The following is a 25,408-nucleotide window of genomic DNA, read 5'->3' as shown; positions in this document are numbered from 1 at the left end:
CCGAAGCGGGGGTCATGGCTTCCTGTTCTTGATGCAGACAACCTTGGGTTGGGTCATCTCTTCGTAGGCGAAGCGGACGCCCTCCCTGCCCATGCTCCCGTATTTGGAACCCCCGAACGGCATGCCGTCGAAGCGGTAGTCCGATGAGTCATTGATCATGACGCCGCCTGCCTCGAGCCGGCGGGCCGCCTCCATGGCGCTGGTCAGGGAATCCGTGAAAATGCCCGCGTGAAGGCTGAAATCGATGGCGTTTGCAATCTCGATCGCTTCGTCGAAGGTGTTGAAGGCATCAAGCATCACCACGGGTCCGAACACTTCTTCTTTCCACAGCCTGCAGCCCGCCGGAACGGCCTCCAGGACGGTCGGCTGAAGAAGGTTTCCGTCTGCGACATTGCCCGCGAGAAGGACGGCGCCGGCGTCGATCGCTTCATCCAGCTTGGCCCGCAGCTCGCCCAAGGCGGCAAGGCTGATCATCGGCCCGACGTCCGTGCGTTCGTCTGACGGGTCGCCGACGACCAGGCGGGCCGTCGCCGCCAGGAAGCGCTCACGGAAATCGCTGTACAACGGCGCGGCGACGAGGATCCGCTGAACCCCCACGCAGTTCTGGCCGGCGGCCCAGAACGCTCCGGAGACGCAGGCCTCAACGGCGACGTCAAGGTCGGCGTCGTCCAGGACAATGACCGGGGCGTTTCCGCCCAGGTCCATGGACAGCTTCTTCAAGCCGGCCGTGCGGGCGATGCTTTCTCCTGTGGAGAATCCGCCGGTGAAGGACACCATGCGTACGTCGCGGGAGCGGATGATTGTTTCGGCCACCTCCCGATCTCCGTGGACCACGGTGAGGGCCTCCGGCGGGAGGCCGGCGTCGACGAGGGCGTCCGTGAGCAACTGCGCCGACAGGGGAGTCAGGGCGGAGGGTTTGAGGACGACGGCGTTTCCTCCTGCGATGGCCGGGCCCACCTTGTGTGCCACCAGGTTGAGGGGATCGTTGAAGGGCGTGATCGCCGCAATGATGCCGAGCGGTTCCCGCGCGTACCACCCGGTCCGGTCCTCAGAGCCCTCGTAAGAGTCAAAGGGGATGACCTCGCCGGCGTTCCTGCGTGCTTCGGCCGCGGACAACCGGAGGGTGTTGACCGCGCGCAGTACTTCCTTCCGTGCCTGTCGGATGGTCTTTCCGGACTCGGCCACAATTGTCTGCGCGAACTCTTCGCTTCGTTGCTCGATGTCCGCCGCTGCGGCATCGAGGATCCTCCCGCGCGCATGGCGGGACAAATCGCGTGCCTTCCGGGCTCCAGCCCTGGCTGTGTTGAGCAGGGTTTCGCCGGCGGTGGCAGGGGTGAGCGGGACGGCGCCGACCACCCTGCCGTCGTAGGGACTCGTCACTTCATGGAACTGCGGCAGAACTGTTTCCGGGGGGCAAAGGGTGGACTCAGACATGCGCGGCTGCCCCTGTCTTGGCCGCGTGCATGGCGATCATGTCGGAGAGGAGGGCATAGGCGGTTTCAATGCGGCCGGCTCCGGGTCCTGAGACCGTGACCGGGCCAAGGAGGTCGGTGTCAAATGAGACTGCGTTCGTGGCGCCTGAGACCCCGGCGAGCCCGTGGCCGAGCGGGATTGCGACGGGTGCTACGCCCGCGACGACGGTCCCGTCGGGATTGCGCCGCGCCGAACCGACGAGCTTCCAGCGTCGTCCCTCGCGGGCTGCGTTCCGGATATCTTCCTGCGTCACCGTCGAGATCCCCTTCCGCTGAACGTCCTTGAGCTCGATGCCTGCGTTGAGAAGTTCGTTGGCCAGGACCAGGACCTTGAGCTGGACGTCATGGCCTTCGATGTCCGCTGCGGGGTTTGCCTCTGCGTAACCGAGTTCCTGCGCCTCTTTGATGGCGTCTTCGAAGCCCAGCCCGGCTTCCATCCGCCCCAGCACGTAGTTGCTGGTGCCGTTGAGAATGCCTTCGAAGCCGTTCAACTCGAGGCCAGGAAACATCTTCTTCGCCAAACGGATGACCGGCGTACCGCTCATCACGGCTCCCTCGAACTCGAAACGCACGCCATTCTGTTCAGCCAGGGAAGTCAGCTCGGCCCCACGAAGGGCAACGGGGCCCTTGTTAGTGGTGCAGACGCTCTTGCCCGATTCGAGGGCCCACCGCACGTGCGAAACTGCGGGCTCGCCGTCGTCGGGGTTGGTGAAGGTTGCTTCGCAGATGATGTCGGCGGGGCACGTGCGGATAACCGACTCATTGTTGACGTCCGCAGACCCGCCATGGTCCGCGAAGGTTTCGCTCCCGCCGAGTTGCAGGGCCATGGAAAGGTCAATGCCTTCGTTCCGGACCAAGGATCCGAGCCGGAGGTCTGTGATGGCAACGACCCGCAGGCCAAAACCCAGATCGGAACGGAGGGCCTGGCCGCGCGCTGCGATCAGCTCAGCCAAGGTCCTGTTGACGCCGCCAAAGCCGATCAGCGCAATGTCGTAGGTGGTCATGGTGCTCCTTCAATCGGTTACATCGGTCTCCCAATGTTCACTGGATTCCCTGTCAGCCAGGGCATGTGATTCCGACCGAAAAACGGGGCGGATCGACCATCCCGATGTCGATTCGACATGTAGCCCGGAATGACCACTCGTGCAACATATGCATTCATAAATGTTTTTAATGACTGATCAGACCGTTTCGTGTTACCTTCGTCACTATCCCGTTCCCGGCGCCCGTCGTCCGACGGCGGCGCTGCCGAAGACACCAAAGCCCCGCACCTGTCCTGACCCACCCAACTGGGAGACACCATGGAACCGTCACCATCCATCGCGCTCGAACCACAAGCAGCCACACCGCCCTCTGCCGAATCCGGACTCCGTCGCTCCATGGGACCGCGGCACCTGGTCATGATCGCCATGGGCGGCGTGATCGGTTCCGGACTCTTCCTGAGCTCGGGCTACACCATCTCCCAGGCGGGACCGCTCGGCGCGGTAATCGCCTATCTGATCGGCTCCTTCGTGGTGTACCTCGTCATGGCCTGCCTCGGGGAACTGGCCATCGCGTACCCGGTCTCAGGGGCATTCCACATCTATGCCGCACGGTCCATTGGCCCCGCCACGGGGTTCGTCACCGCCTGGCTCTACTGGCTCTGCTGGGCTGTGGCAATCGGCTCGGAGTTCACCGCAGCAGGCCTGCTCATGCAGCGGTGGTTTCCAAGCATCGACGTCTGGGTCTGGTGCATCGTCTTCGCGGCGATCCTCTTTGCCTCCAACGCAATTTCATCGAGGTTCTTCGGCGAATCCGAATTCTGGTTCTCCATCATCAAGGTCGGCACCATCGTGGTCCTGATCCTCCTCGGCGGAGCGGCCCTCCTGGGCTTCCACCCCCTGGCGGCCTCCGGCAGCCACCCGTTCCTGCTCGAAAACTTCAATACCCCAGGCGGTCTCTTCCCCAACGGCTTCACGGGCGTCCTGATTACCGCACTGGCCGTGTTTTACGCCTTTTCAGGTTCCGAGCTCATCGGCGTCGCTGCTGGCGAAACGGCGGATCCGGCAACCAGCATCCCGAAAGCCATGCGTACCACGGTCTTCCGCCTCCTCATCTTCTTCGTCGGAGCGATTGCCGTCATCGCCGCGACCCTCCCGTTTGACCAGGTCGGAGTGGACCAGAGCCCGTTCGTCAGCGTCTTTTCATCCATCGGCATCCCGTTTGCCGCAGACGTTATGAACTTCGTCATCATTACCGCGCTCCTTTCCGCAGGCAACAGCGGCCTGTTCTCCTGCGCACGAATGCTCTACTCGCTTTCAGAAGAAGGACACGCTCCCAAGGCGTTCCGGAAACTAACCCGTCGCGGCATCCCCATGATCGCCCTTTCGGTGAGCATGCTGGGCGGATTGGCTTCACTCATCAGCAGCGTGGTGGCACCCGAAACGGTGTACCTGGCGCTCGTTTCGGTGGCGGGCTTCGCCGTCGTCGGTGTCTGGATGTCAATCACCGCCTCGCACTTCTTTCACCGGAGGAACTTCGTCAAGAACGGCGGTGACGTCGCCGCGCTTACATACAAAGCCCCGTTGTTCCCGCTGGTGCCGATCCTGGGATTCTCGCTCTGCTTGGTTTCGCTGATCGGCATCGCGTTTGACCCGAACCAGGTGACCGCGCTCTATTTCGGCGTCCCCTTCGTCGGCGCCTGCTACGCCTTCTTCCATTTCAAGTACGGGCCCAGGGCGCGCGCCGTCGAAGCGGCCTGACTGCATGACCCTTTTCCAGCTTCGCGGCCGGGAGACGTTCGTCTTCCGGCCGCGAAGGCATGTGAGAATAGGCGTGGTTATCCGGAGGAAGGAGCGTTGATAGTGGATTCTTTCTCGGAAGCATCGTCCATGGCGCAGGGGCTTCGGATTGTGCGGCTGGTGGCGGACCGGGAGAAGCGGGGCCGGCGGCTATTTGGCGTTTCCCAGCTTGCCTCCGAACTGGAGATGGAACAGAGCCGTGTATCCCGGCTGACGCAGGAGTTGTGCGATCTCGGGTTGCTGGAACGCGTGGAGCGGGGGCCGTTCCGGGCAGGTCCGCGCTTTTTCGGCCTGGCGGCATCGCTCAACACCGGCTGGGTCAGGGAAACAAAGCCTGAGCTTGAGGCATTGCTTGCTTCCTTGGGCCTCAGATGCCGCGTTTCCGTCCGGGACGGCTACCGCGCCATTCTCCTGCGGGCATCCAGCAACGACGCCCTCCCGGGCAGTTTTGTGAAGCCCGGCATGGTGACGCCCGTATGGTGCACCGGATCCGGGCGGGCACTCCTTTGGGACCACGACCACGCTGCCATCGAGGAGCTTCTCACGGACGTCAACTTCATCGGCGTCGGCGGTCCGGGTGCTGCCCATTCATCGCTCGAGGTCGACGGGTTCATGAACCGGGACAGGGCGCACGGCTTCGTGCTAGCGGCCGAAGAGTTCGAACACGGAATCCATGAGCTGGCCGTTCCAGTCCGCAATCCCGAGGGAGGCATCCTTGCCTCGCTCAGCGTCCTCGGTGGCAGGCAGGAGATCGAAGGCCGGGCCGATGAGATCGCCGGCATGCTGACCGAAGCCGCCAGGCGGCTCGCGTCCGGTGAGGGTATCGAGCGGGACGGCACCCGCTAGCGAGCCGCTCCCTAGGCTCAAATGGCTCAGCTCAAATGGCCGGGCTCAAATGGCCCAGCTCAAATGGCCGGGCTCAAATGGCCCAGCGCTGACTCAAGCCATTTTCCGCACGACACAAGCGACTCCGCGCAGGATTCCCGTTGCGGTTCCAGGCGGGCCTTTGGACCCACCACCTGAAGGGCGGCCACCACGTCGCCCTTGAAGTCCCGGACCGGAACGGCCAGGGAATAGAGGCCAGGTTCTGCTTCCTCGTCCACAATGCAGTATCCCCGCTCGCGTGCGGCACGCAATCGCGCCAGGAAGTCCTCCACATCAACGGGCGTGTTGGGGCCATGGCGGACGAAATTCGCGTTTGCGAGCAATGTCCGGACCTCGGCGTCAGACGCTTCCCAGAGCAAGGCCTGGCCGGCGTCGCTGCAGTAAGCCGGGTAGGGCCGGCCCAGCCAGGACCCCACCAGCTTGCTGTTAGCCGGAACCTGCTCGCCGATGGTCACCGTGCTGTCGCCGCTCAGCACTCCGAGGAAGCATCCCTCGTCAGTTGCCGCGGCGAGGCGTTCCAAGGCAGCTGCGCCGTCGATGCGGAGCCTTTGCTCCGTCAGCTGCTGGGCGTCCGTGAAGATGGACCAGTCCAGGGTGTATGATCGCTGTCCGGTGCGGTCAAGGAAGCCTTCCTGCTGGGCGCTCCGCAGGCTCCGCGAAACCTGGCTGCGGTCTTTGCCCAAATCATTCGCGATATCGGCGACTGTGCCGCCCGGAAGGCCTGCCGCGTTGCGTGAGCCAACGGCAAGAATGGCCCTGATTCCGCGGCCCATGCTCGATGTCTTAGGCATGGATCCGATTCTAGTCACCGGACAGGCCAGCCCTCGTGGACGGCGACTCAGTGGATGGCGAAAACGCGCGCGGGAAATCCACTGCCTTGCCGGGGCTTCGGCCATGTCGCGATGACGGCCGCGCCACACTCGGGAAGCCCGTCCAGGTTTGCCAGGAGCTCGATTTGCCAGCGGTTTTGCGCCAGCACGTAGGTCTCCAGGCTGAAGTCCTGGCGGGAGGTTGCACGTCCGGGGTCCGTGTCCGTCTGTTCATGGCCGACCGCGGCGATCGAGCGCTCTTGAATCAGGAATGAGAGGACCTCCTTGGACCAGCCCGGTGTATGGCTGACGCCTTCCGGGTCCCTGTTTGCCATGGCTTCCGCGTCCGGCCAGCGATGGCTCCACCCGGTCCGCAACGCCACAAAGGAGCCCGCAGGCATGGTGCCGTTGCGGTCCTCCCATGCTTGAATGTCCGCCACGGTGGGGGTGGCGTCGGAATCGGTGCTGACGCGCTCGGTGATGTCCAGGATGACCAGCGGCAGCACCATTTCCTCCACCGGGATTTGGTCCAGGGTGCGCCCGCCGCGGATGAAATGTGACGGCGGATCGACGTGCGTGCCCCACTGCCCGATGATCGAATAGCGGTGCGCGGTGAATCCGTCCCCCTTCTCCAGATCGAAGACAGCCTCCCTGATTTCGTCCGGGAAGGCCGGGAAATGCGGCTGGCCGGGGTGGAAAGCGTGGGTCAGGTCGGTGAATGACCTGCCGGCAAGCAACTGCCCGAGGCTGCTCCAAAGACTCGTGGTGCTTGCTTCAATCATGATGCAGCCTCGCTCCCGCGGACTGCCGCCAGCGCAGTGCTGGAGACGCTGATTGGGGCGGACAACTCGATGACCGGCACTTCCCAAGGGTGGATTTCCACGAGGCGATGCGTGAACCTGTCCACTGCGGTGTCTTCCAGCGCCGCGTCGAAATACGTCGTGAAGACGAAAGTGGGCGAGAAGGTCTGTTGGCCAACCTGGCCCAGTGTAGGGTTGGCTCCTTCGGCCACAGTGAAGCCTTCGAAACCCAGACCGGACTCAAACACGTGCCGGTAGTTTCCGAAGTCCCCCAGATCTCCGGACTCCGCCAAGGCCCCGAGCAGGGCCGCGATGCCGTGATCGTCCTTGAATGCTTCGGCTTCGCCCTTCGCAATCCGTGAGAAAGTCTCCGGCTCGATAGGCCAATGCACGCGCAGCTTACGTACTGATTTCATCTCGATGTTCAAGGGATGCCTCTGTCCAATGGTTCGTTCGGCTGTTTGGATGCAATCGTGGCACAGTGTGATGGTCATTACAAGCATGGAAAAATGCGTATTATGATCACAAGAGAGAAAGCCATCCCGAGCCTTTGGAGCGCTGAATGACGTCCCGTCCCTCCACGCTGTCCCGCATCCTCGACGCCGGCGCGAACCTGACCCTGGACGGTGCACTTGCCACCGAACTGGAAGCACGCGGTTGCAAGCTGGACGATCCCTTGTGGTCCGCCAAGGTTCTGATGGAACGGCCGCAGCTGATCAAGCAGGTGCACCGCGACTACTTCGACGCCGGGGCCTCCGTTGCCCTGACTGCGAGCTATCAGGCAACGCCCCGGGGTTTTGCCCGCCGTGGCATCACGGAGGAGAAAGCCTTGGAACTGGTGGCGCTGAGTGTCCGGCTCGCCGACGAGGCCCGGCGCGAATACCTGGCCGAAAACCCGGACGCCGGCCCCCTTCTCATTGCCGGGTCGGTCGGGCCCTATGGCGCTTACCTCGCGGACGGTTCGGAGTACCGGGGAGACTACTTCCTCAGTCGGGAAGAGTTCATGGACTTCCATCGGTCCCGCGTTGCTGCCCTCGTGAAGGCGGGAGTGCATCTCGTAGCATTCGAGACGCTGCCCTCGTTCGCGGAGGCCGAGGCTCTCTTGGCAATCGCGGAAGAGTTCGACGTCGAATCCTGGTTCTCCTTCACGCTCCGGGATGGCGGCCACATCAGTGATGGAACGCCCCTGGGTGAGGTGGCGGCACTTTTCGCGGGACACCCGCGGGTGGCGGCAATTGGCGTGAATTGCGTCCCGCTCGAATTGGTCTCTCCGGCGCTTGAAACTCTTCGCAATGCGACTGAAAAGCCCCTGATCGTGTACCCGAACTCGGGTGAGAGCTATGACCCGGTCACCAAGACGTGGGGGCCCGCCGCGGGGGCTGAAGGTTCCGGGGGTCCGTCAAACCTGGTCGAGGGGAGCGGCATCTGGCGTGAACTTGGTGCCCGGCTCATTGGCGGGTGCTGCCGGACGACCCCGAAGGACATAGCTTCCGTGGCAAGGCATGCGCTCAACAGCTAGCGGCGGTCTACCGGGTTTTCCGGGGTTCATGTCAGGTGGTCGAAGTCTCCCCGGGCCCACGCAGCGTGCCGTTGGGCGGAATCGTGCGGGATTGTCTTGGCTCCGGACGCGATGACATTGTTGAAGTTTTCCGTACATCCGGTCGAACTCGAGCTCTCCCAGCTGGGCGGCGATCCGCAGGGCCACCGCGCCGGACAGCGTTAAGTGATTCGGGTAGTTGCGCATGAAGGCGATGGAGCGGCGGTCTGGATTCGGAAACACGCTGTCACCGGTCAGCAGGACTCCGCTGCCACCTGCCCCTGCGGCCCAGTGCACCACCGCACTGCCCGGGAAGTGCCCGCCGGTCTGGTGCAGTGTCAACCCTTCGGCAATGGTCAGGCTGCCGGACCAGTAATTGATGACCGGATCGTTGCGCCCCAGCCAGCGCCGGTCTGCGCCGGCCACAAACACGGGGGCGCCGCCGAGCCGATGCGACCATTCGACCTGGACGCCGAACATGTGCGGACGGCTGGCGGCGATCGCCAGTACGGGGCCCTGCGCTTGCACTGCCTGAACTGCGCTGTCATCGGCATACCCGGGCGGATCCCACAGAAGTGAACCGTGGCTTGTCATGACGAGCTGCGCGGTCTGGCCGATCCCGACACTTGGCTCTGTTGTAATCCCGAGAAGTCCAGGCTCGTTCTCCTTGAACACTATTCGCTGGCCCTGGCGCCCCAGCCCGTCCAGTGTGAGCCATGTTTGTCCTACGACAGCGGGCTTGCGTGCCCCAGTCTATGGGACGGTTCCGGGCCATTGAGGCAGGACTACCGCTCCGGGATCACCGCGATGCCCTGGATTTCGATCATCGCTTCCTTCTGCCAGAGCCGCGTGACGCCGATTCCGGCCATCGCCGGGTACTCGGAACCCGCCATTTCGCGCCAGATGCGTCCGATTTCCCGGCCGTTGGCCATGTAGTCGTCCACGTCCGTGAGGTAGATGGTCACGTTGACCAGGTCTTCGGGCTGCCCGCCGGCCTCGCGCAGGGTCGCCAGGACGTTGGAAAACGCCTGCGTGAACTGCTCCACGATGCCGCCGGGGACGATGTTCATGTCTTTGTCGAGCGCGGTCTGCCCGCCCAGGAACAAGAGATTTCCCGCGAGTGTGCCGTGGGCAAATCCTGACGGCTTGGGGAGCGTGCCCGGGTTGATCGTCTTGTGGCTCATGCCATTCCTCCTGGTTTGTGTGGTTGCGGGAAGTTTTGAAAAGGCTCTGGGCAGAATCATTTCTGTCGTGTACCTTGAGCATATGTGACGACCGTAAAAAAGTCGACATATCGAACCCCGAAGGGACACACCCCATGAAACTTGCCACCTTGCGCACTGCCGGCGGAGGTACGACGGCGGCACTCGCCACTGGCGCGGGCTCTTACCTCGCGCTGCCTGCCGCGGACGTCGGGGACCTGCTCGCCCGGCCGGACTGGCAGGAGACCGTCCGGTCGACGGAGGAGGCCGCCGATGAGGCGAACATCCTGGACGCAGCAGATGCTGACTTCGCCCCGCTCCTTCCGCGTGCCGGCAAAGTGATCTGCTGCGGACTCAACTACGGGGACCACATCCAGGAAATGGGCCGCGAACTCCCGCAATACCCCACACTCTTCGCAAAGTACGCGGACACGCTGGTGGGAGCCCGGGACGTCATCGAGGTCCACGGGAGCGAGCGCGTCGACTGGGAAGCCGAACTGGCCGTCGTCGTAGGTTCCGAACTGTTCCACGCGGACGAGGACCAGGCCAAGGCGGCGATTGCCGGGTACACCATCGCCAACGATGTCTCCATGCGCGACTGGCAAAACCGGACGCTGCAGTGGTTCCAAGGGAAGGCCTTCGACCGGACCACGCCGGTAGGCCCGGTCATGGTCACTCCCGACGAGGCCGGCAGGGACTTCGACGTCTACGGCTACGTCAATGGCGACGTCGTGCAGAAGGGCAACACGCGCACCCTGGTGTTCGGTGCCGCCAAGCTTCTTTCCTATATTTCCCGGTTCACCACCCTGCGCCCCGGCGACCTCGTGCTGACGGGCACGCCCGGGGGAGTGGGCATGGGCATGACCCCGCCGCGCTTCCTGAGCGACGGCGATGTCCTCACTACCGAAATCAGCGGGATCGGGCGCCTTGAGAACGTCGTCCGCATCCACGCAACCCCATCAACCAAGGAGTAACCCATGAGCCAGACCGCCACCGAATACCGCCTCGAAGGCGAAAACTCCATCTACGCCCAGCCCGACGGCAAGGTGGTTCCCGTCGTCACCCGCGCCGGTGAGGAGGACACGAACACGGCCCAGTCCGGTGACTGCATCCGCGTGTCAGGCGTGAGCATCCAGCACACCCCGGCCACCAAGATCTGGTTCGGCCAGGTTTCCAATACCCCGGGATACCGTTCCCTGCCCCACCACCACGGCGAGGCCGAGACCGGCGGCTATGTGTTGCGCGGCCACGGCCGCATCTACTTCGGCGAGAACTACCAGGAGTTCATCGACATGGAGGCCGGCGACTGGGTATTCGTTCCTCCATTCATGCCACACGTCGAAGCCAACATGTCGGTCACGGAAGAACTCGTTTGGCTCACCGCGCGCACGCCGGAGAACCTCGTGGTCAACCTCGAGGACGTCGCCGACGAAACCCTTGCCGACTACCGCCGGGCCTAAGCAATGATCACCGGAACCTTGACCTCGGAGACGTTCCTCCGGGCCGTAGACCTCACACCGGTTCCCGCCGAGGTTTTCGACGAAGCCTATGAAGCCACCACCCAATATGTGCCGTGGCCCAAGGCTTATGGCGGCGACATGGTGGCCCAGGCCGCTGCGGCCATGATGCGCTCTGTAGGCGTCGACAGGCAGATGCACTCGATGCACAGCTACTTCATGCGTCCCGTCGATGTCGGTTCCAGCGTCCGGTATGAAGTGGAGCGCCTGCGCGACGGCCGCGGGTACTCCACCCGTGCAGTGCGCGGCTTCCAAAACGGCAAGCCCGTCTACGCGGCGATGGGTTCCTTCCAGGTTCCGGAGGCCGGACCGGACTTCCAGCCCGGGTCTCCTGCCGCCGTCGAGCCCGAATCCCTGCGCAGCGCAGCAGAAGTGTTGGCCGAAGCAACGGGGGCTGCCGCGGAATACTGGTCCGCTGGCCGCAGCTTCGATATGCGCCATGTTCCGGGACCCGTCTACGTCGAGCTGGAGGGCGGGAACGTGCCGCAGCAAGCCATCTGGGTCAGGGCATTTGACACCTTGCCCGGCGACGCGGACCTCCACCGAACCGCCCTGGCATATGTCTGCGACTACACCATCCTGGAACCCCTGCTCAGGGTCAACGGACTGCACTGGTCCAGCCCCGGACTCACCACAGCCAGCCTTGACCATTCCATGTGGTTCCACCGTGAAGGCCGCGCCGACGACTGGATCCTCTATGCCCAGGAAGCCGTGTCCGGCCAAAGCAACCGTGGACTGGCCATGGGCCGGTTCTTCGACCGGGGAGGACGGCTTCTCGCCACCGTTGCCCAAGAAGGAATGATTCGCCCCGGCGCCTAGGCGCCCGGAACACTATCCGCCAGCATTAGAGATGCACCACTTGAAAGGAACGGCCATGACCCATACGGCATCGGCCCACGTGGACTCGTTCACCCGTGATCACCTGCCACCGGCAAATACCTGGCCGGCGCTTGAATTCACCTTGCCCGAGCTTCAATATCCCGAGCGGCTCAACGCTGCAGCTGTGCTCATCGACAAGGCCGTCGAGGAACATGGCGGCGATCGTCCCGCTTTGCGCACGCCTGATGGATCCGTCTGGACCTACGGAGAACTGCAGAAGCGGTCCAACCAGGTAGCGCAGGTCCTCAGCGAAGATCTCGGCGTCGTCCCCGGGAACCGCGTGTTGCTGCGCGGTCCCAACAATCCGTGGCTCGTCGCCGCCTGGCTCGGCGTGTTGAAGGCCGGCGCCGTGGTGGTGACCACCATGCCGATGCTGCGCACCGCCGAGGTTGCCACCTTGATCCAGCTCACCAAGCCGATAGTCGCGATCTCCGATCATCGATTCGTGGAGGAGCTTGCCGCGGCCGCCGGCGGGGACATCACGGTGCTTTCGTACGGCGCACATGACGACGACGGCGATCTCATCGCCCGCTGCCAGGCCAAGAGCGGAATCTTCACGGCCGTGGACACCGCCGCGGAGGACGTCGCCCTGTTGGGCCCGACGTCGGGCACCACCGGTGTGCCGAAGGTGACCATGCACTTCCACCGGGACATCCTGGCCAACGCCGACACCTTCGCCCGCTACATTCTGCGGCCCACGGCGGCCGACGTATTCGCAGGTTCCCCGCCGCTGGCCTTTACGTTCGGGCTCGGCGGATTGGTGGTCTTCCCGCTGCGTTTTGGAGCGTCGTCGTTGCTGATCGAACGGGCCGGGCCGGTGGAGTTGGCTGAACAAGCAGCGGCCGCGGGGGCGACCATCCTGTTCACCGCACCCACGGCGTATCGCACCATCCTCAAGGAAAACCGCGGAGACCTGCTCCGAGGCCTGCGCATCGCTGTTTCCGCCGGCGAACACCTGGCCAAGGAGACATGGGAGGCCGTCCACAAGGCAACGGGGCTGCGTCTGGTCAACGGCATCGGCGCCACGGAAATGCTGCACGTCTTCATTTCAGCGGCCGGCGATGACATCCGGCCCGGAACCACCGGGCGGCCCGTGCCCGGCTACAGGGCTACGATCCTGGACGACGAAGGCAATGAGCTTGGTCCCGGCCACGTCGGACGCCTGGCAGTGATCGGCCCGACAGGCTGCCGCTACCTCGACGACGCGCGGCAGGCGAACTATGTGGTCCGCGGCTGGAACGTCACAGGCGACACGTTCTCCATGGACGACGACGGGTACTTCACATACCAGGCACGGGCGGACAACATGATCGTCTCCTCCGGCTACAACATCGGCGCGCCCGAGGTCGAATCCGCCATCGATCAGCACCCGGATGTTGTGGAAAACGCCGTCATCGGAATCCCGGACCCGGAGCGCGGCAGCATCGTCTGCGCCTTCGTAGTGCTGCGCGAGGGCGTCGTTGGTGACGCAGGGAAGCGCAAGGAGATTCAGGACTTCGTCAAGCAGACCATTGCCCCCTACAAGTACCCGCGGGACGTCCGCTTCGTGACCGAACTCCCGCACAATCCCAGCGGCAAGCTGCAGCACTTCAAGCTCCGCGAGCAGGTCGCGGGCGAAACCAAAGAACTTACCCCGGCCGGCCAGAGCCAGGCCTGAGAAGGAGCAACACCATGAAGATTGCCATTGTCGGAGGCGGCCCGGGCGGGTTGTACTTCGCAGCACTGATGAAGCAGTTGGACCCGTCCCACGACATCACGCTCTGGGAACGGAACGCCGCCAGCGACACCTTTGGTTTCGGCGTCGTGTTTTCCGACGAGACCCTTGGCGGCATCGGCAATGCCGATGCCGTCGTGGCCGACTACATGAGCCGCCGTTTTGCCCGCTGGTCCGACATCGACATCCATTTCCGTGGCGAAAGGATCACCGTCGGCGGCCAGGGTTTCGCAGCAATGAGCCGCAAGGAGCTGCTTGAGCTCCTGCAGCGCCGCTGCGCCGAACTGGGCGTGGACCTGCGCTTCCAGACCATGGCACCGGCCATCGAGGAACTGGAGGCAAACTACGATCTGGTGCTCGCCGCGGACGGCGTCAACTCGCAGATCCGCGCCAAGTACGCCGACGCGTTCGGCCCGGACCTGGACCCGCGCACCAACAAGTACATGTGGCTCGGCACGGACCAGGTATTCGAGGCCTTCAAGTTCTTCGTGAAGGAAACCGAGTGGGGCGTCATGCAGATCCACGGCTACCCGTACTCGGATGAAGGCTCGACGTTCATCGTGGAAATGCACGAGGACGTGTGGCACGCGGCAGGCTTCGACGAGACCGCGGACGAGGTCTTCCCGCCGGGCGTCTCCGACGAGAAGGCGATCGCCAAAATCCGCTCGATCTTCGCCGAGGAACTGGACGGCTACGAGGTCCTGTCCAACAACTCCAAGTGGCTGAACTTCAACACGGTACGCAACCGGAGCTGGCGCAAGGGCAACGTGGTCCTGGTGGGCGACGCCGCCCACACTGCGCACTTCTCCATCGGCTCGGGCACCAAGCTCGCAATGGAGGACTCGCTGGCCCTTGCGGCTTGCTTGCATGAGCACCTGGATGTCGCGTCCGCCCTGGAGGCCTACGAGGCCGAGCGCCGTCCCGTGGTCGCGTCCACGCAGCGTGCTGCCCAGGCATCCCTTGAATGGTTCGAACGCATCGGCCAGTACAAGGACCAGGACCCGACGCAGTTCGCGTTCAACCTGCTCACCCGCAGCCGCCGCATCACCCAGGAAAACCTGCGCCTCCGGGACCCCGAATTCGCCGAGGCCGTGGACCGCAACTTCGCTGAGTCCCAGGGGCTCACCGAAACCGGGCCGGCCATGTTCCAGCCTTACCGCATCGGTGGGCTGGAGCTGAAGAACCGCGTCATCGTTTCCCCGATGGACATGTACTCGGCCGTCGACGGCATCCCCGGAGACTTCCATAAAGTCCACCTCGGTTCCAAGGCCCTCGGCGGCGCCGGCCTTGTCATGACCGAAATGGTCTGCGTCTCCGAGGCCGGCAGGATCACTCCCGGCTGCAGCGGCCTGTACACCGACGTCCAGCGCGACAGCTGGAAGGAAATCGTGGACTTCGTCCACACCCGTTCCACTGCGAAGATCGGTGCCCAGCTGGGCCATTCCGGCCGCAAGGGCTCCACCAAGCTCATGTGGGAAGGCATCGACGAGCCCCTCGACTCCGGCAACTGGACCGCCGTCGGGCCGTCCGCCCTGCCGTACGGCCCCGGGAACCAGACCCCGGTGGAGCTGGACCGGGCCGGGATGGACGCGATCAAGGCCGAGTTCGTCGAGGCCGCCCGCCGGGCGGACGAAGCCGGCTTCGATCTCCTGGAAATCCACGCCGCGCACGGCTACCTGCTGTCTTCCTTCCTCTCGCCGGTGTCCAACCGCCGGACCGACGAATATGGCGGCAGCCTGGAGAACCGGTTGCGGTTCCCGCTGGAGGTGTTCGACGCCGTCCGCGCAGCCTGGCCTGCAAGCAAGCCTGTGACGGTGCGCATTTCCGCGACCGACTGGATCGAAGGTGGCAACACTTCCGACGATTCCGTCGGGATCGCCCGTGCCTTCGTCGCCCACGGCGCCGAAGGCCTGGACGTGTCCACGGGGCAGGTTGCCAAGGAGGAGAAGCCTGCCTTTGGCCGCAGCTACCAGACGCCGTTCGCGGACCGCATCCGCCATGAAGTCGCCGCTCCGGCAGGCGTGGCTGTGATCGCCGTCGGGGCCATCTCCAGCTACGACGACGTGAACTCGATCCTCCTCGCAGGCCGTGCAGACCTCATTGCCCTCGGCCGTACCCACCTGTACGACCCGCAGTGGACCCTTCACGCCGCGGCGGAGCAGGAATACGCGGGCCCCGGCGCCCAGTGGATCCCGCAATTCCGCGCAGGACGGCGGAAGCCGCCCAGCGCGCGCACCGACGCCGTGCGCCCGCGCTTGTCCCTGCTGAAGGAGCCGGATGCCGAGGATGCAACCACGCATCTGCGCTGGACGCCCGACTCCTTGCCGGGGAAGGTCCTGGTGAAGTAAGGGATGAAGTAGGGGAGCGTTCCGCAAGGAGATCCCCCAAGCGTGCTGGCGCCGTCGTCGTGATTGCCGAAAGGGGCGGGAGAATTCCCGCCCCTTTCCGCGTTAACGCCGAAGACTCTCCGACGGCAATTCGCCGAAGGTATCCAGGTAGAGGGCTGAGAACCGGCCTTGATGGGAGAACCCGCAGCGCTCGGCTATCGCGATGATGGTCTCCTGCCCGGGCTCCGCAGCGAGGAGCAGTTCCCGGGCGCGATCCAAGCGGACTCTTCTCAGCAGCTCCGACGGCGTGGCGCCGAGTTCGGAGCGCAGGGCCAGTTGCAGCGTGCGCACCGAGACGCCCAGATTCTCCGCAATATCGGGGACGGCGATCTCCTCCGTGGCGTGACGTTCCAGCAGTTCCCTGAAGCGCTGGATCAAACGGCTCTCCGAGTCCGGCTTTCCTTCCTTGCCTTCCACCAACGTGTAGTCCATGGCCATGAGAAGCCGCGACAACATGGTGTCGACCAGAAGCTTCTGGACGAAGGCAGGAGCCGTGGTTGATGACTTGCTGATCATGTCCTCGTGAAGTTCGACGACGGACCTCAGGAAGGCCCTGCCCGGCGAACCGGTGAGGTCCATCGCGTAACCGAGTTCCGCGCCGTTGCGCGGGCTGTCTCCGTAGAGCTGTTCGGCCACTGAGGCAAGCGCGAGGCGCTTCACATAGACGATCAGATGCGGAGTTCCGCTATCCCATGCCATTGAAAACGGGCGGTCGATCGGAGGAACCGTTGCCGTTGAGGGGCTGGATTCGATGGTGTTCGTGCCAACGCTCATGCGCGCGTGGCCGGCGAGGGGAATCTGAACGAGGTGGAAGTTCTCAAGCCCTTCCGGATTGATCCGGACCTCCGCACCGTAGTCCAGGTATTCGATCCCGACGTCGCCACGGTGCAGGGACCGCAATTTCATGTCAACGGAATGTCCGCGGGTCTGGGGAACCAGATCATGGCTGCAAAAGAGTTCGGCGATCTTTTGGTGGGCATCATCGACATCTTTGGTGGCCACGGTTGGACGGCCTCTTAGGACGTCGCGCGGCAGGATTCTCATGGTTGCGCACCTGACTTCCGCGGTTTTCGCTTTTCGGATGTGCCCTGCGCCAAGTGGATATACCGGTTTTCAGGGTGTGAATAGAGTCACTTTTAGAACAAGTATGACGCACGTCATGGAAATGCAACAACGAACTCCGGTGGAAGGGGTGAGCAGAGATGAAGAACGTCAAGCTCGTCCACGAGCGCCGCTTGGAATGGGAACGCACCCATCCGAAGCCCGCACCCAGGCCCGCAGCCAAGTAGCCACTCCCACCGGCACCATCCCACAGCCATCCACGAAAGGTTTGACCATGTCAGGACTCTCCGGCAGGACCGCAATCGTCACCGGCGGCGTAACCAAGATCGGCCGGGGCGTCGTCACAGCGCTTCGGGAAGCCGGTGCCGCCGTGGTGGTTGCCGACATCGACGCCGACGGCGGCGCCCAGCTCAGCGCTTTGGGCAGCGGTGTCAGCTTTTCGCACACCGACATCACGGATGACACCGCTGTATCCCGGCTCATGGATGAAACCTCAGCGGCCCATGGAAGCATCGATATCCTCGTCAACCTGGCCTGCACCTACAAGGACGACGGTGCGGGATCGAATCGAAACGATTGGCTGGAGGCGCTGAACGTCAACCTCGTCAGCACCGTCATGGCAAGCAACGCAGCGCGGCCCCACCTGAAGGCTTCGGGCCACGGAGCCATCGTCAACTTCACCTCGATTTCCAGTTCCGTCGCCCAGACCGGCCGGTGGCTGTACCCGGCCAGCAAGGCGGCCCTGGTGCAGGTGACCCGCAGCATGGCCGTGGATTTCGCCGCGGACGGCATCCGGGTCAACTCGGTCAGTCCGGGTTGGGTGTGGAGCAACATCATGGACTCCCTGAGCAACGGAAACATCGAGAAGACCGACGCCGTGGCCGCCCCCTTCCACGTCCTGAAGCGGGTCGGCCGGCCCCAGGAGATCGGCGACGTCGTCGCATTCCTCGCCGGCGACCGGGCCAGTTTCGTGACCGGAGCCGACTGGGCAGTCGACGGCGGATACTCGGCGCTGGGGCCGGAACGCGCCGAGGAAGCCATACCGCTCCTCATGGCTGAAGGCAGTTGACGACCGGTGAAGGACGTCATGCCCGTGCACACAGAGCTTCCGGGCGGGGAGAAGACCCATCCCCATCCCGCCCCCAGACCATGCCAAATAGACTCACCTCCATTCATCCACGGATGCCGGGACAGCAGAAAGACAAGGGCAACACCATGACACAGCGCCACATCACCATCGTCGGAGCGGGACAGGCCGGCCTGCAGTTGGGTATCGGTCTGCTCCAAGCCGGATTCGACGTGACCACGGTCTCAAACCGCACCGCCGAAGAAATTCACCAAGGCAAGGTCTCATCCAGCCAATGCATTTTTCACAACGCCCTTGAACACGAAAGGGCATTGGGGCTCGACTTCTGGCCCGAGGCGCCGACCGTTGACGGAATCTCCTTCACCATACCTCACCCCGACGTTCCGGGGGAGAAAGCCATCAACTGGGCTTCCCGCCTGGACAACCCGGCGCAGTCCATTGACCAACGCGTCAAGTTCCCCCGGTTCATGGAGGAGTTCGTGGCCCGGGGCGGCGAGCTCGTCTTCGAGGACGCAGGCGTGGAGGACCTTGAACGCTACACCCTGAAGTCGGACTTGGTCATTGTGGCGGCCGGCAAGGGAGAAATAGCACAGCTGTTCACCCGAGATGCCACACGCAGCCATTACGACGCTCCCCAACGGGCCTTGGCCCTGACCTACGTAAAGGGGATGGAACCAAGGGCAGAGCACTCCGCCGTTTCCTTCAACCTGATTCCAGGAGTCGGCGAATACTTCGCTTTCCCCGCCCTCACCACAACCGGCCCCTGCGAAATCATGGTGTTCGAAGGCATCCCGGGCGGGCCCATGGACTGCTGGAAGGGCCTCACACCCGAGGAACACCTGGAAGCGTCCAAGAACATCCTGAAGCAGTACCTGCCGTGGGAAGCAGTCCGGGCCGCCGACGTCGAACTGACCGACCGGAACGGCTTCCTGCAAGGCCGCTTCGCTCCCACCGTCAGGCATCCGATTGCCACCCTGCCCAGCGGCCGGCAAGTCCTTGGCATCGCGGACGTCGTGGTCCTCAACGATCCCATCACCGGCCAGGGCTCCAACAATGCCAGCAAGTGCGCAGCGTCGTACCTGCAGAGCATTGCGGCGCACGGCGAAGCTGCCTTCGATGCAACGTTCATGCAGGAAGCCTTCGAACGGTACTGGGACTACGCCCGGCACGTGGCGCATTGGACCAACGCCCTTCTCGCCCCGCCACCCCCGCACGTTCTTGAACTTCTGGGAGCCGCCGGCCAGTCACCCGAAATCGCCAACCGCTTCGTCAACGGCTTCAACAATCCGCCTGACTTCCAGGAATGGTTCATGTACCCGGACAAGGCCTCGGCTTATCTGGCAAGCGTGGCCCCTGTGACGGCGTCCTGACTGCTGTTCCATCACTACCGGCAAACTCTGTCGCCTGAAAGAAGCAAAAGATGCGAAAAATCGCAATTATCGGAGCCGGTGAATCCGGCGCCCAACTGGCCCTGGGCCTGCAGCGGGAGGGCTATGCGGTCACGCTGTTCTCAGACCGCTCGGCTGCCCAGATCCGCACGGGCAAGGTCATGTCCAGCCAATGCATGTTCGCCACGGCCCTCACTGCCGAAGGGCAGCTTGGTCCGGCGCTGGCCAGCCTCTATCGCGAAGCAGCCGTGCCGGCGATCAACGCCATACAACTGCGCGTTGAAGGCGGGGCCGGGCAGGACGCCATCCAGTGGGAAGCGCCCCTGGACGGGGCGGCGCGCTCAATTGACCAGCGGATCAAGAGCGCCGCCTGGATCGAATCATTCGTAGCCGGCGGCGGTGATTTCCGCATTGAGAAAGTCACGCCGCGAATGCTGGAAGAACTCGCACAGGCCTATGAGCTCGTCATTGTCAGCACCGGCAAGGGCGAGATCGGCGGGATCTTTCCCAGGGACAAGTCCAAGTCTCCCTTCGATCGGCCCCAGCGGGTCCTTGCCCTTAATTACGTTTCGCTGGGCGACGCAGGCAACGATCAGTCCACCGAGCGAGCTGACAGCATCCGCATGTCCGTGGTGCCCGGCGTCGGCGAATTCTTCACCTTCCCGGGGCTTACAGTTTCCGGCCCGTGCCGGATGATGGTGTTCGAAGGCGTCGTGGGCGGGCCGATGGACCGATGGACCGATGTCAGCACCCCGGAAGAACAGCTGAGCCGCTCGCTGGAAATCCTGGAAGAGCACTTTCCCCATGAGGCGGGAAACTTCGCGAATGCAAGCCTGACGGACGATGGAGCCACTCTCCTGGGGCGGATCACGCCTACCGTCCGTTCCGCCGTCGGAGATTTGGGGGAGGGCAAACTCGTGTTCGGCCTCGGAGACGCCGTGCTCCTCAACGACCCCCTCACCGGGCAGGGGTCGAACAATGCCACCCTCGCTGCCCGCTATTACCTTGACTCCATCCTCCGCAGGGGAGACCAGCCGTTCGACAGGGAGTGGATGGAACGGACCTTCGATGAGTTCTGGCGGGGCTGGGGCCAGTGGGCAGTCGGGTGGACAAACGACATGCTCAAGCCCCGGAGGGACTACCAGCGCGCTGTCCTGGCTGAAGCGGCAGAGCATCCCGGACTGGCCGCCAGCATCGCCGGAGGCTTCGACGATCCCCGCACGTTCTATCCGTGGTGGTTCGATCCCCAAGCTGCCGCAGATTTTGTGCAGGCCGGGAAGGAAGAGGACTCGGCGGCCTTTGATTTGAGGGATCTTAGAAGTGCGCTCGGGCAATTCGCCACCGGGGTCACTGTAGTCACGACCCTCGGGAGCAACGGCCGGAAGGTGGGGATGACCGCCAATTCCTTCACGTCGGTTTCGATGGAGCCTCCGCTGGTGCTGTGGTGTCCCAGTAAGCGCTCGCCGAGCCTTGGGGATTTCGAGGACTCCACGCATTTCGCCATCAACATCCTTGCCAGCGACCAGCATGTGCTGTCCCGGCAATTCGCAACCCCGTCGACCGACAAATTCGCCGGCGCGGAAACTTCGGAAGGAATTGCAGGGATTCCGCTACTGGACGGAGCGGTAGCCACTTTCCAGTGCCGGACTGTGTCAAGGCACGACGCCGGTGACCACGTCATCTATGTCGGCGAGGTCGAGAAATACGAAAACACCGGAGGGGCGCCCTTGGTGTTCCATGGCGGCAAATACCATACCGCCGCCAGCCATCCGGACTTCTGAGGGGACCGAACGCCACATGGACGTTTCCAGCGACATTGCAATCATCGGCTCCGGTATCAACTCCCTGGTAGCCGCGGCGGAACTCGCGATGGCCGGAAAGAGCGTGTGCCTCATTGAACGCAGTGACAGGCTCGGCGGCTTCATCCATTCAGCGGAACGGACCCTGCCCGGGTTCATACATGACACATTCTCCTCCTGGCATCCCTTGTTCGTTTCGGGAGGCGCCTACCAGGTCCTGGGGCACGAGCTGCACGTCCGGGGTTTGGAATATTGCAATACCGACGGCGCCGTGACAGCAAGCGTGGCCGCCGACCCGAGGACGGGACAACACCGGGTTGTCGTTGCCTATCGCGACCCGCAGCTCACCGCCTCGGCCTTACGGACGCGCGGAGATGACAGCGCCTACCAAACAATGTTGGAAGACCTCGGACATAACGCCGATACCGTTTTCGCGGCTTTCGGCGCGGAGCTGAGATCCGTCAAGGAACTTATGAGGATTGCGTTCCGAGCCCTGCTGCGAGGAAAGGTGAGAGGCACTGAGTCTTTCGTGCGGGACTCAGTGATGAGCGGCCGCAATTACCTCAGGAGCCGCTTTGACGGATGGGAAACCGACCAGCTGTGGTCGCCTTGGCTGCTTCATGCAGGGCTCGGCCCGGACCAGGCAAGCGGCGGCGTCATGCTTCCGGTCATGGCCATGAGCATGCATGGGCACGGCCTCCCCGTCGTCAAAGGCGGAGCATCGAATTTCGTCTCGGCTTTTGAGGCGCTACTCCGGGACCACTGTGTACGGATCATGCTGGAGACCGAGGCGGAGGAGATACTCGTGGACTCCAAAGGTGCATCGGGCGTCAGAACGTCCCGCGGCCTGGTCCAAGCCCGGACCGTCCTGGCAAACGTGTCCCCCCAGGCCCTGTACTCCACGCTCCTGCGGCGACCACCCGCTGGCGCGGCCGACGCCGCGGCACGCTACCAGAACGGCCGGGGCGCGATGCAGATTCATCTTGCCCTCGGCAAACCCGTCGAATGGCTGGATCCCGCACTGAACGCCGTTCCGCTGATTCACCTGAGCAACGGCTCTGACAGTACCGGGATTGCCTGCGCCCAAGCGGAGGCGGGACTGCTGCCGACTGACCCCACCGTCGTCGTCGGCCAGCAATGCGTCCTGGATCCCTCCAGGGCGCCTGCCGGGAAGGCAACTCTGTGGCTGCAACTGCAGGAAGTGCCGTTCGAACCGGCCGGGGACGCGGCAGGGGTGCTCAGCGTTGCGGACGGGTGGACCCCCGAACTCAAGGAACAGTACATGGAGCGTGTCCTGGCAAGGCTCGAGGAGTTTGCGCCGGGCACCAGGGCTTCGGTCCTGGCCTGGGACATCCTGGCTCCGAACGATCTTGCTGCAGAGAACCCCAATGCTGTGAAGGGCGACCCTTACGGGGGATCGGCGGAACTCTTCCAGAACCTCCTCTGGCGCCCCTTCCCTCAGGCTGCCAACCACAGAACCCCGATCAGGGGCTTGTGGCATATCGGCGCTTCCACCCACCCCGGCCCGGGTTTATCCGGCGGATCCGGCCATCTTGTGGCCCAAAAGCTGAAATGACACCACAACAACCGACAGGAGAACAATGTCTGTTCTAAACGGGCTCACCGCAGCCCTCTCAGCCGGCTCCATCGAAGTCATCGACCTCACGACGCCCCTCAGCCCTGACACTCCGATCCTGAATCTGCCGCAACCCTTGGCCAATACGGTCGGGCTCTCGCTCACCCCGGTGAGCAATTTCGACGACGCCGGACCGGCTTGGGCATGGAACGACGTCACCATGGGCGAACACGCCGGCACCCATCTGGATGCTCCCGTGCACTGGATTACGGGTCGGGAGGGAAAATCCGTTGACCAGATCGACCCGAAGCGACTGGTTGGCCCGATCGTCGTCATTGACAAGAGCGGCGACGTCGCCCGGGATCCGGACTTCCTGCTGGAGCCGGAACACTTTGAACACTGGCAACTGGAGCACGGCCAACTGCCGGAGAACTGCTGGGTTCTCTTCAGGACCGGCTGGTCTGCCCGGGGCGGAAACGCCGCCGACTTCATCAACGCGGACGAAGGCGGACCGCACACTCCTGGCGTTTCGGTATCCTGTGCCAAGTGGATCGCCGGCAACGACAGAATCAGTGGGTTCGGGGTCGAGACGGTCGGCGTCGACGCCGGCCAGGCGGCCACGATGGACCCCATGTTTCCCGTCCACTCGTTCCTCCTTGGCGCGGACAAATACGGACTAACCTCGCTCCGCAACGTAGAGCGGCTTCCGATCACCGGAGCAACTCTCGTCGTCGCGCCGTTGCCGATTGTCGGCGGAACGGGAAGTCCCAGCCGGGTCTTTGCTTTCGTGGAGGGGCCATGAGCGGGAAAGTACAGGTTTCGGCCCTCGTTGGCAGGACCTTGGCCAAGCTGGGCGTCGGTCATGTGTTCGGCGTCGTGGGGAGCGGGAATTTTGACGTGACCCACGCCCTCATCAAGGAAGGCGTTCCCTACACTGCCGCAAGGCACGAAGGTGGCGCGGCGACCATGGCCGACGCCTACTCAAGGATCTCGGGCAAGGTGGGCGTCGTGACAACGCACCAAGGATGCGGGCTGAGCAACGCGATCACAGGCATCGGGGAGGCGGCCAAGAGCCGCACGCCAATGATTGTGCTGACTGCCGACACCCAAGGAGCGGCCGTCCGCTCCAACTTCAAGATCGACCAGGACGCCTTGGCACGCAGCGTGGGCGCGGTCGCCGAGCGGATTCATTCAGCAGAAACGGCTATCGCCGACACTGTCAGGGCGTTCCGCACTGCTGTGAACGAACGCCGGACTGTCGTTCTCAGTCTGCCCCTCGATGCGCAGAAGGGATTGGCAGCTGATCTGATCGACGTCGTTGAAGTACCGGAACCTGCCCGGATCCGGCCGGACTTTGCGTCGGTGGAAAAGCTCGTCACCATGATTTCTCTGGCCCAGCGCCCGGTGTTCGTCGCCGGACGAGGAGGCAGGGGCGCCCGCGACTCGATTCTGGCCCTTGCCCGGCACGCCGGGGCACTCGTGGCAACGTCGGCTGTTGCCAGCGGCCTGTTCAATGGCGATTCGCATAATCTCGGCATCTCAGGCGGGTTTTCTTCGCCGCTGACTGCGGAGTTGATCAGCGGCGCAGATCTTATTGTCGGATGGGGGTGCACCCTGAACATGTGGACGATGCGCCACGGCCGGCTCATTTCCGCCGACGCAAGAGTGGTCCAGATCGACGTCGAAGACGCGGCCTTGGGTGCCAACAGGCGCATCGCCCTCGGGGTGCTGGGGGATTCTGCCCTGACAGCGGATGATGCCTTGGACGCTTTGCTCAGGATCCAAGCCGCCCCGGTGGAAAAATACCGCACCGAGCAGAACGCGCTCGCCATTAAGCTGGGTTCGCGCTGGCGGGATGTGGAGACGCCGGACCTTTCCACGCCGACCTCCATAGATCCGCGGGTGATCAGCCGGGAGCTGGATTCGATCCTTCCCCCGGACAGGATCGTTGCCGTCGATTCGGGCAACTTCATGGGCTACCCCAGCCAGTACCTGGCGGTGCCGGACGAGTTCGGCTTCTGCTTCACGCAGGCGTTCCAGGCCATCGGCATCGGACTCTACACCGCGATCGGCGCCGCCGTCGCACGGCCCGACCGGCTGCCGGTCCTGGGCGCCGGCGATGGCGGGTTCCTAATGGGCATCAGCGAACTGGAGACCGCCGTCCGGCTCAAACTGCCGTTGGTGTGCATCGTCTATAACGACGCCGCATACGGCGCAGAAGTCCACCATTTCGCGGCCCATCATGACCTTGAGGACCTGGGCAGCGTGTCGTTTCCGGACAGTGACATTGCGGCCATCGCCCGGGGGTACGGAGCCGACGGCGTCACGGTGCGGACGCTGGAAGATCTGCAGCCGGTGCGGGAGTGGGTTTCCGTGTTCCGTGATGGAGGACAGGACCGGCCGCTGGTGATTGATGCGAAGATCGCCTCGGACGGAGGCTCCTGGTGGCTGGCGGAGGCCTTCCAGGGACACTGACGCTGCTGCCGGGGACACTGGCAGTTTTCCGAAAGGGCG

General features: G+C 63.8%; 22 protein-coding genes. 14 read left to right on the top strand and 8 right to left on the bottom strand.

Annotated features, from left to right (window positions below):
• Positions 1-12: 12 nt before the first annotated feature.
• Together ACNQPB_RS09355 and ACNQPB_RS09350 are read right to left on the bottom strand one after the other, a co-directional pair.
• Positions 13-1,434: an aldehyde dehydrogenase family protein gene (locus ACNQPB_RS09355; protein WP_498751053.1), complete on the bottom strand. Its 1,422-nt coding sequence runs from the start codon at positions 1,432-1,434 to the stop codon at positions 13-15.
• Positions 1,427-2,476, bottom strand: a complete 1,050-nt coding sequence (locus tag ACNQPB_RS09350; protein ID WP_498751051.1) for a homoserine dehydrogenase — start codon at positions 2,474-2,476, stop codon at positions 1,427-1,429. Before ACNQPB_RS09350 ends, ACNQPB_RS09355 begins: the two co-directional genes overlap by 8 nt.
• Positions 2,477-2,773: 297 nt before the next feature.
• Here ACNQPB_RS09350 and ACNQPB_RS09345 point away from each other — a divergent pair, with 297 nt between their 5' ends.
• Positions 2,774-4,213, top strand: a complete 1,440-nt coding sequence (locus ACNQPB_RS09345) for an amino acid permease (protein ID WP_498751049.1) — start codon at positions 2,774-2,776, stop codon at positions 4,211-4,213.
• Positions 4,214-4,315: 102 nt separating this feature from the next.
• A complete protein-coding gene (locus ACNQPB_RS09340) occupies positions 4,316-5,098 on the top strand; it encodes an IclR family transcriptional regulator (protein WP_498751047.1) in 783 nt (260 codons plus the stop codon).
• A gap of 59 nt (positions 5,099-5,157) precedes the next feature.
• Here ACNQPB_RS09340 and ACNQPB_RS09335 read toward each other — a convergent pair whose 3' ends face one another.
• From ACNQPB_RS09335 to ACNQPB_RS09325, 3 genes are read right to left on the bottom strand one after another with little or no spacing between them, the layout of a single operon-like run.
• A complete protein-coding gene (locus tag ACNQPB_RS09335) occupies positions 5,158-5,928 on the bottom strand; it encodes an IclR family transcriptional regulator (protein ID WP_498751045.1) in 771 nt (256 codons plus the stop codon).
• A 47-nt stretch (positions 5,929-5,975) separates the two neighbouring features.
• A complete protein-coding gene (locus tag ACNQPB_RS09330) occupies positions 5,976-6,728 on the bottom strand; it encodes a cyclase family protein (protein WP_498751043.1) in 753 nt (250 codons plus the stop codon).
• Entirely contained in the window at positions 6,725-7,174 is a 450-nt protein-coding gene (locus ACNQPB_RS09325) for a hypothetical protein (RefSeq protein WP_498751299.1), read from the bottom strand. The genes ACNQPB_RS09330 and ACNQPB_RS09325 overlap by 4 nt, the downstream gene beginning before the upstream one ends.
• 134 nt (positions 7,175-7,308) lie before the next feature.
• On the opposite strand from ACNQPB_RS09325, the gene mmuM reads away from it, so the two are divergent.
• Positions 7,309-8,265: a homocysteine S-methyltransferase gene (gene mmuM, locus ACNQPB_RS09320; protein ID WP_498751041.1), complete on the top strand. Its 957-nt coding sequence runs from the start codon at positions 7,309-7,311 to the stop codon at positions 8,263-8,265.
• On the opposite strand, the gene ACNQPB_RS09315 is transcribed toward mmuM, so the two are convergent.
• Together ACNQPB_RS09315 and ACNQPB_RS09310 are read right to left on the bottom strand one after the other, a co-directional pair.
• Entirely contained in the window at positions 8,146-8,958 is an 813-nt protein-coding gene (locus ACNQPB_RS09315) for an MBL fold metallo-hydrolase (RefSeq protein ID WP_498751039.1), read from the bottom strand. The two genes, mmuM and ACNQPB_RS09315, sit on opposite strands and share 120 nt — an antisense overlap.
• 110 nt (positions 8,959-9,068) lie before the next feature.
• Positions 9,069-9,467: a RidA family protein gene (locus ACNQPB_RS09310; protein WP_498751037.1), complete on the bottom strand. Its 399-nt coding sequence runs from the start codon at positions 9,465-9,467 to the stop codon at positions 9,069-9,071.
• Positions 9,468-9,601: 134 nt separating this feature from the next.
• Here ACNQPB_RS09310 and ACNQPB_RS09305 point away from each other — a divergent pair, with 134 nt between their 5' ends.
• From ACNQPB_RS09305 to ACNQPB_RS09285, 5 genes are read left to right on the top strand one after another with little or no spacing between them, the layout of a single operon-like run.
• The gene (locus tag ACNQPB_RS09305) at positions 9,602-10,459 is read left to right on the top strand and encodes a fumarylacetoacetate hydrolase family protein (RefSeq protein ID WP_498751036.1); all 858 of its coding nucleotides are present in this window, start codon (positions 9,602-9,604) and stop codon (positions 10,457-10,459) included.
• Between the two features lie 3 nt (positions 10,460-10,462).
• The gene (locus tag ACNQPB_RS09300) at positions 10,463-10,945 is read left to right on the top strand and encodes a cupin domain-containing protein (RefSeq protein WP_498751034.1); all 483 of its coding nucleotides are present in this window, start codon (positions 10,463-10,465) and stop codon (positions 10,943-10,945) included.
• Between the two features lie 3 nt (positions 10,946-10,948).
• Positions 10,949-11,821, top strand: coding sequence for an acyl-CoA thioesterase (locus ACNQPB_RS09295; protein ID WP_498751032.1), 873 nt, complete (start codon positions 10,949-10,951; stop codon positions 11,819-11,821).
• A 55-nt stretch (positions 11,822-11,876) separates the two neighbouring features.
• The gene (locus ACNQPB_RS09290) at positions 11,877-13,538 is read left to right on the top strand and encodes an AMP-binding protein (RefSeq protein ID WP_498751030.1); all 1,662 of its coding nucleotides are present in this window, start codon (positions 11,877-11,879) and stop codon (positions 13,536-13,538) included.
• 14 nt (positions 13,539-13,552) lie between these two features.
• Positions 13,553-15,943, top strand: a complete 2,391-nt coding sequence (locus tag ACNQPB_RS09285) for a bifunctional salicylyl-CoA 5-hydroxylase/oxidoreductase (protein WP_498751028.1) — start codon at positions 13,553-13,555, stop codon at positions 15,941-15,943.
• Positions 15,944-16,045: 102 nt separating this feature from the next.
• Here ACNQPB_RS09285 and ACNQPB_RS09280 read toward each other — a convergent pair whose 3' ends face one another.
• Entirely contained in the window at positions 16,046-16,984 is a 939-nt protein-coding gene (locus ACNQPB_RS09280) for an AraC family transcriptional regulator (protein WP_498751026.1), read from the bottom strand.
• A 334-nt stretch (positions 16,985-17,318) separates the two neighbouring features.
• Between ACNQPB_RS09280 and ACNQPB_RS09275 the strand changes: the two genes are divergently transcribed.
• From ACNQPB_RS09275 to ACNQPB_RS09250, 6 genes are all read left to right on the top strand, one after another.
• Entirely contained in the window at positions 17,319-18,113 is a 795-nt protein-coding gene (locus ACNQPB_RS09275) for an SDR family oxidoreductase (protein WP_498751024.1), read from the top strand.
• 146 nt (positions 18,114-18,259) lie between these two features.
• Positions 18,260-19,501 (top strand): styrene monooxygenase/indole monooxygenase family protein, encoded by a 1,242-nt coding sequence (locus tag ACNQPB_RS09270; RefSeq protein WP_498751022.1) that lies wholly within the window; start codon positions 18,260-18,262, stop codon positions 19,499-19,501.
• A 50-nt stretch (positions 19,502-19,551) separates the two neighbouring features.
• Positions 19,552-21,300: a flavin reductase gene (locus ACNQPB_RS09265; RefSeq protein ID WP_498751021.1), complete on the top strand. Its 1,749-nt coding sequence runs from the start codon at positions 19,552-19,554 to the stop codon at positions 21,298-21,300.
• 16 nt (positions 21,301-21,316) lie between these two features.
• Positions 21,317-22,894 (top strand): phytoene desaturase family protein, encoded by a 1,578-nt coding sequence (locus tag ACNQPB_RS09260; RefSeq protein ID WP_498751019.1) that lies wholly within the window; start codon positions 21,317-21,319, stop codon positions 22,892-22,894.
• 25 nt (positions 22,895-22,919) lie between these two features.
• The gene (locus ACNQPB_RS09255; RefSeq protein ID WP_498751017.1) at positions 22,920-23,696 is read left to right on the top strand and encodes a cyclase family protein; all 777 of its coding nucleotides are present in this window, start codon (positions 22,920-22,922) and stop codon (positions 23,694-23,696) included.
• Positions 23,693-25,369, top strand: coding sequence for a thiamine pyrophosphate-binding protein (locus tag ACNQPB_RS09250; RefSeq protein ID WP_498751015.1), 1,677 nt, complete (start codon positions 23,693-23,695; stop codon positions 25,367-25,369). Before ACNQPB_RS09255 ends, ACNQPB_RS09250 begins: the two co-directional genes overlap by 4 nt.
• The last annotated feature ends 39 nt before the right edge of the window (positions 25,370-25,408 follow it).

This window comes from Curtobacterium sp. LFS079 (assembly GCF_047977865.1).
GTDB lineage: Bacteria > Actinomycetota > Actinomycetes > Actinomycetales > Micrococcaceae > Arthrobacter.
This window is presented reverse-complemented; position numbering and strand designations above follow the sequence as displayed.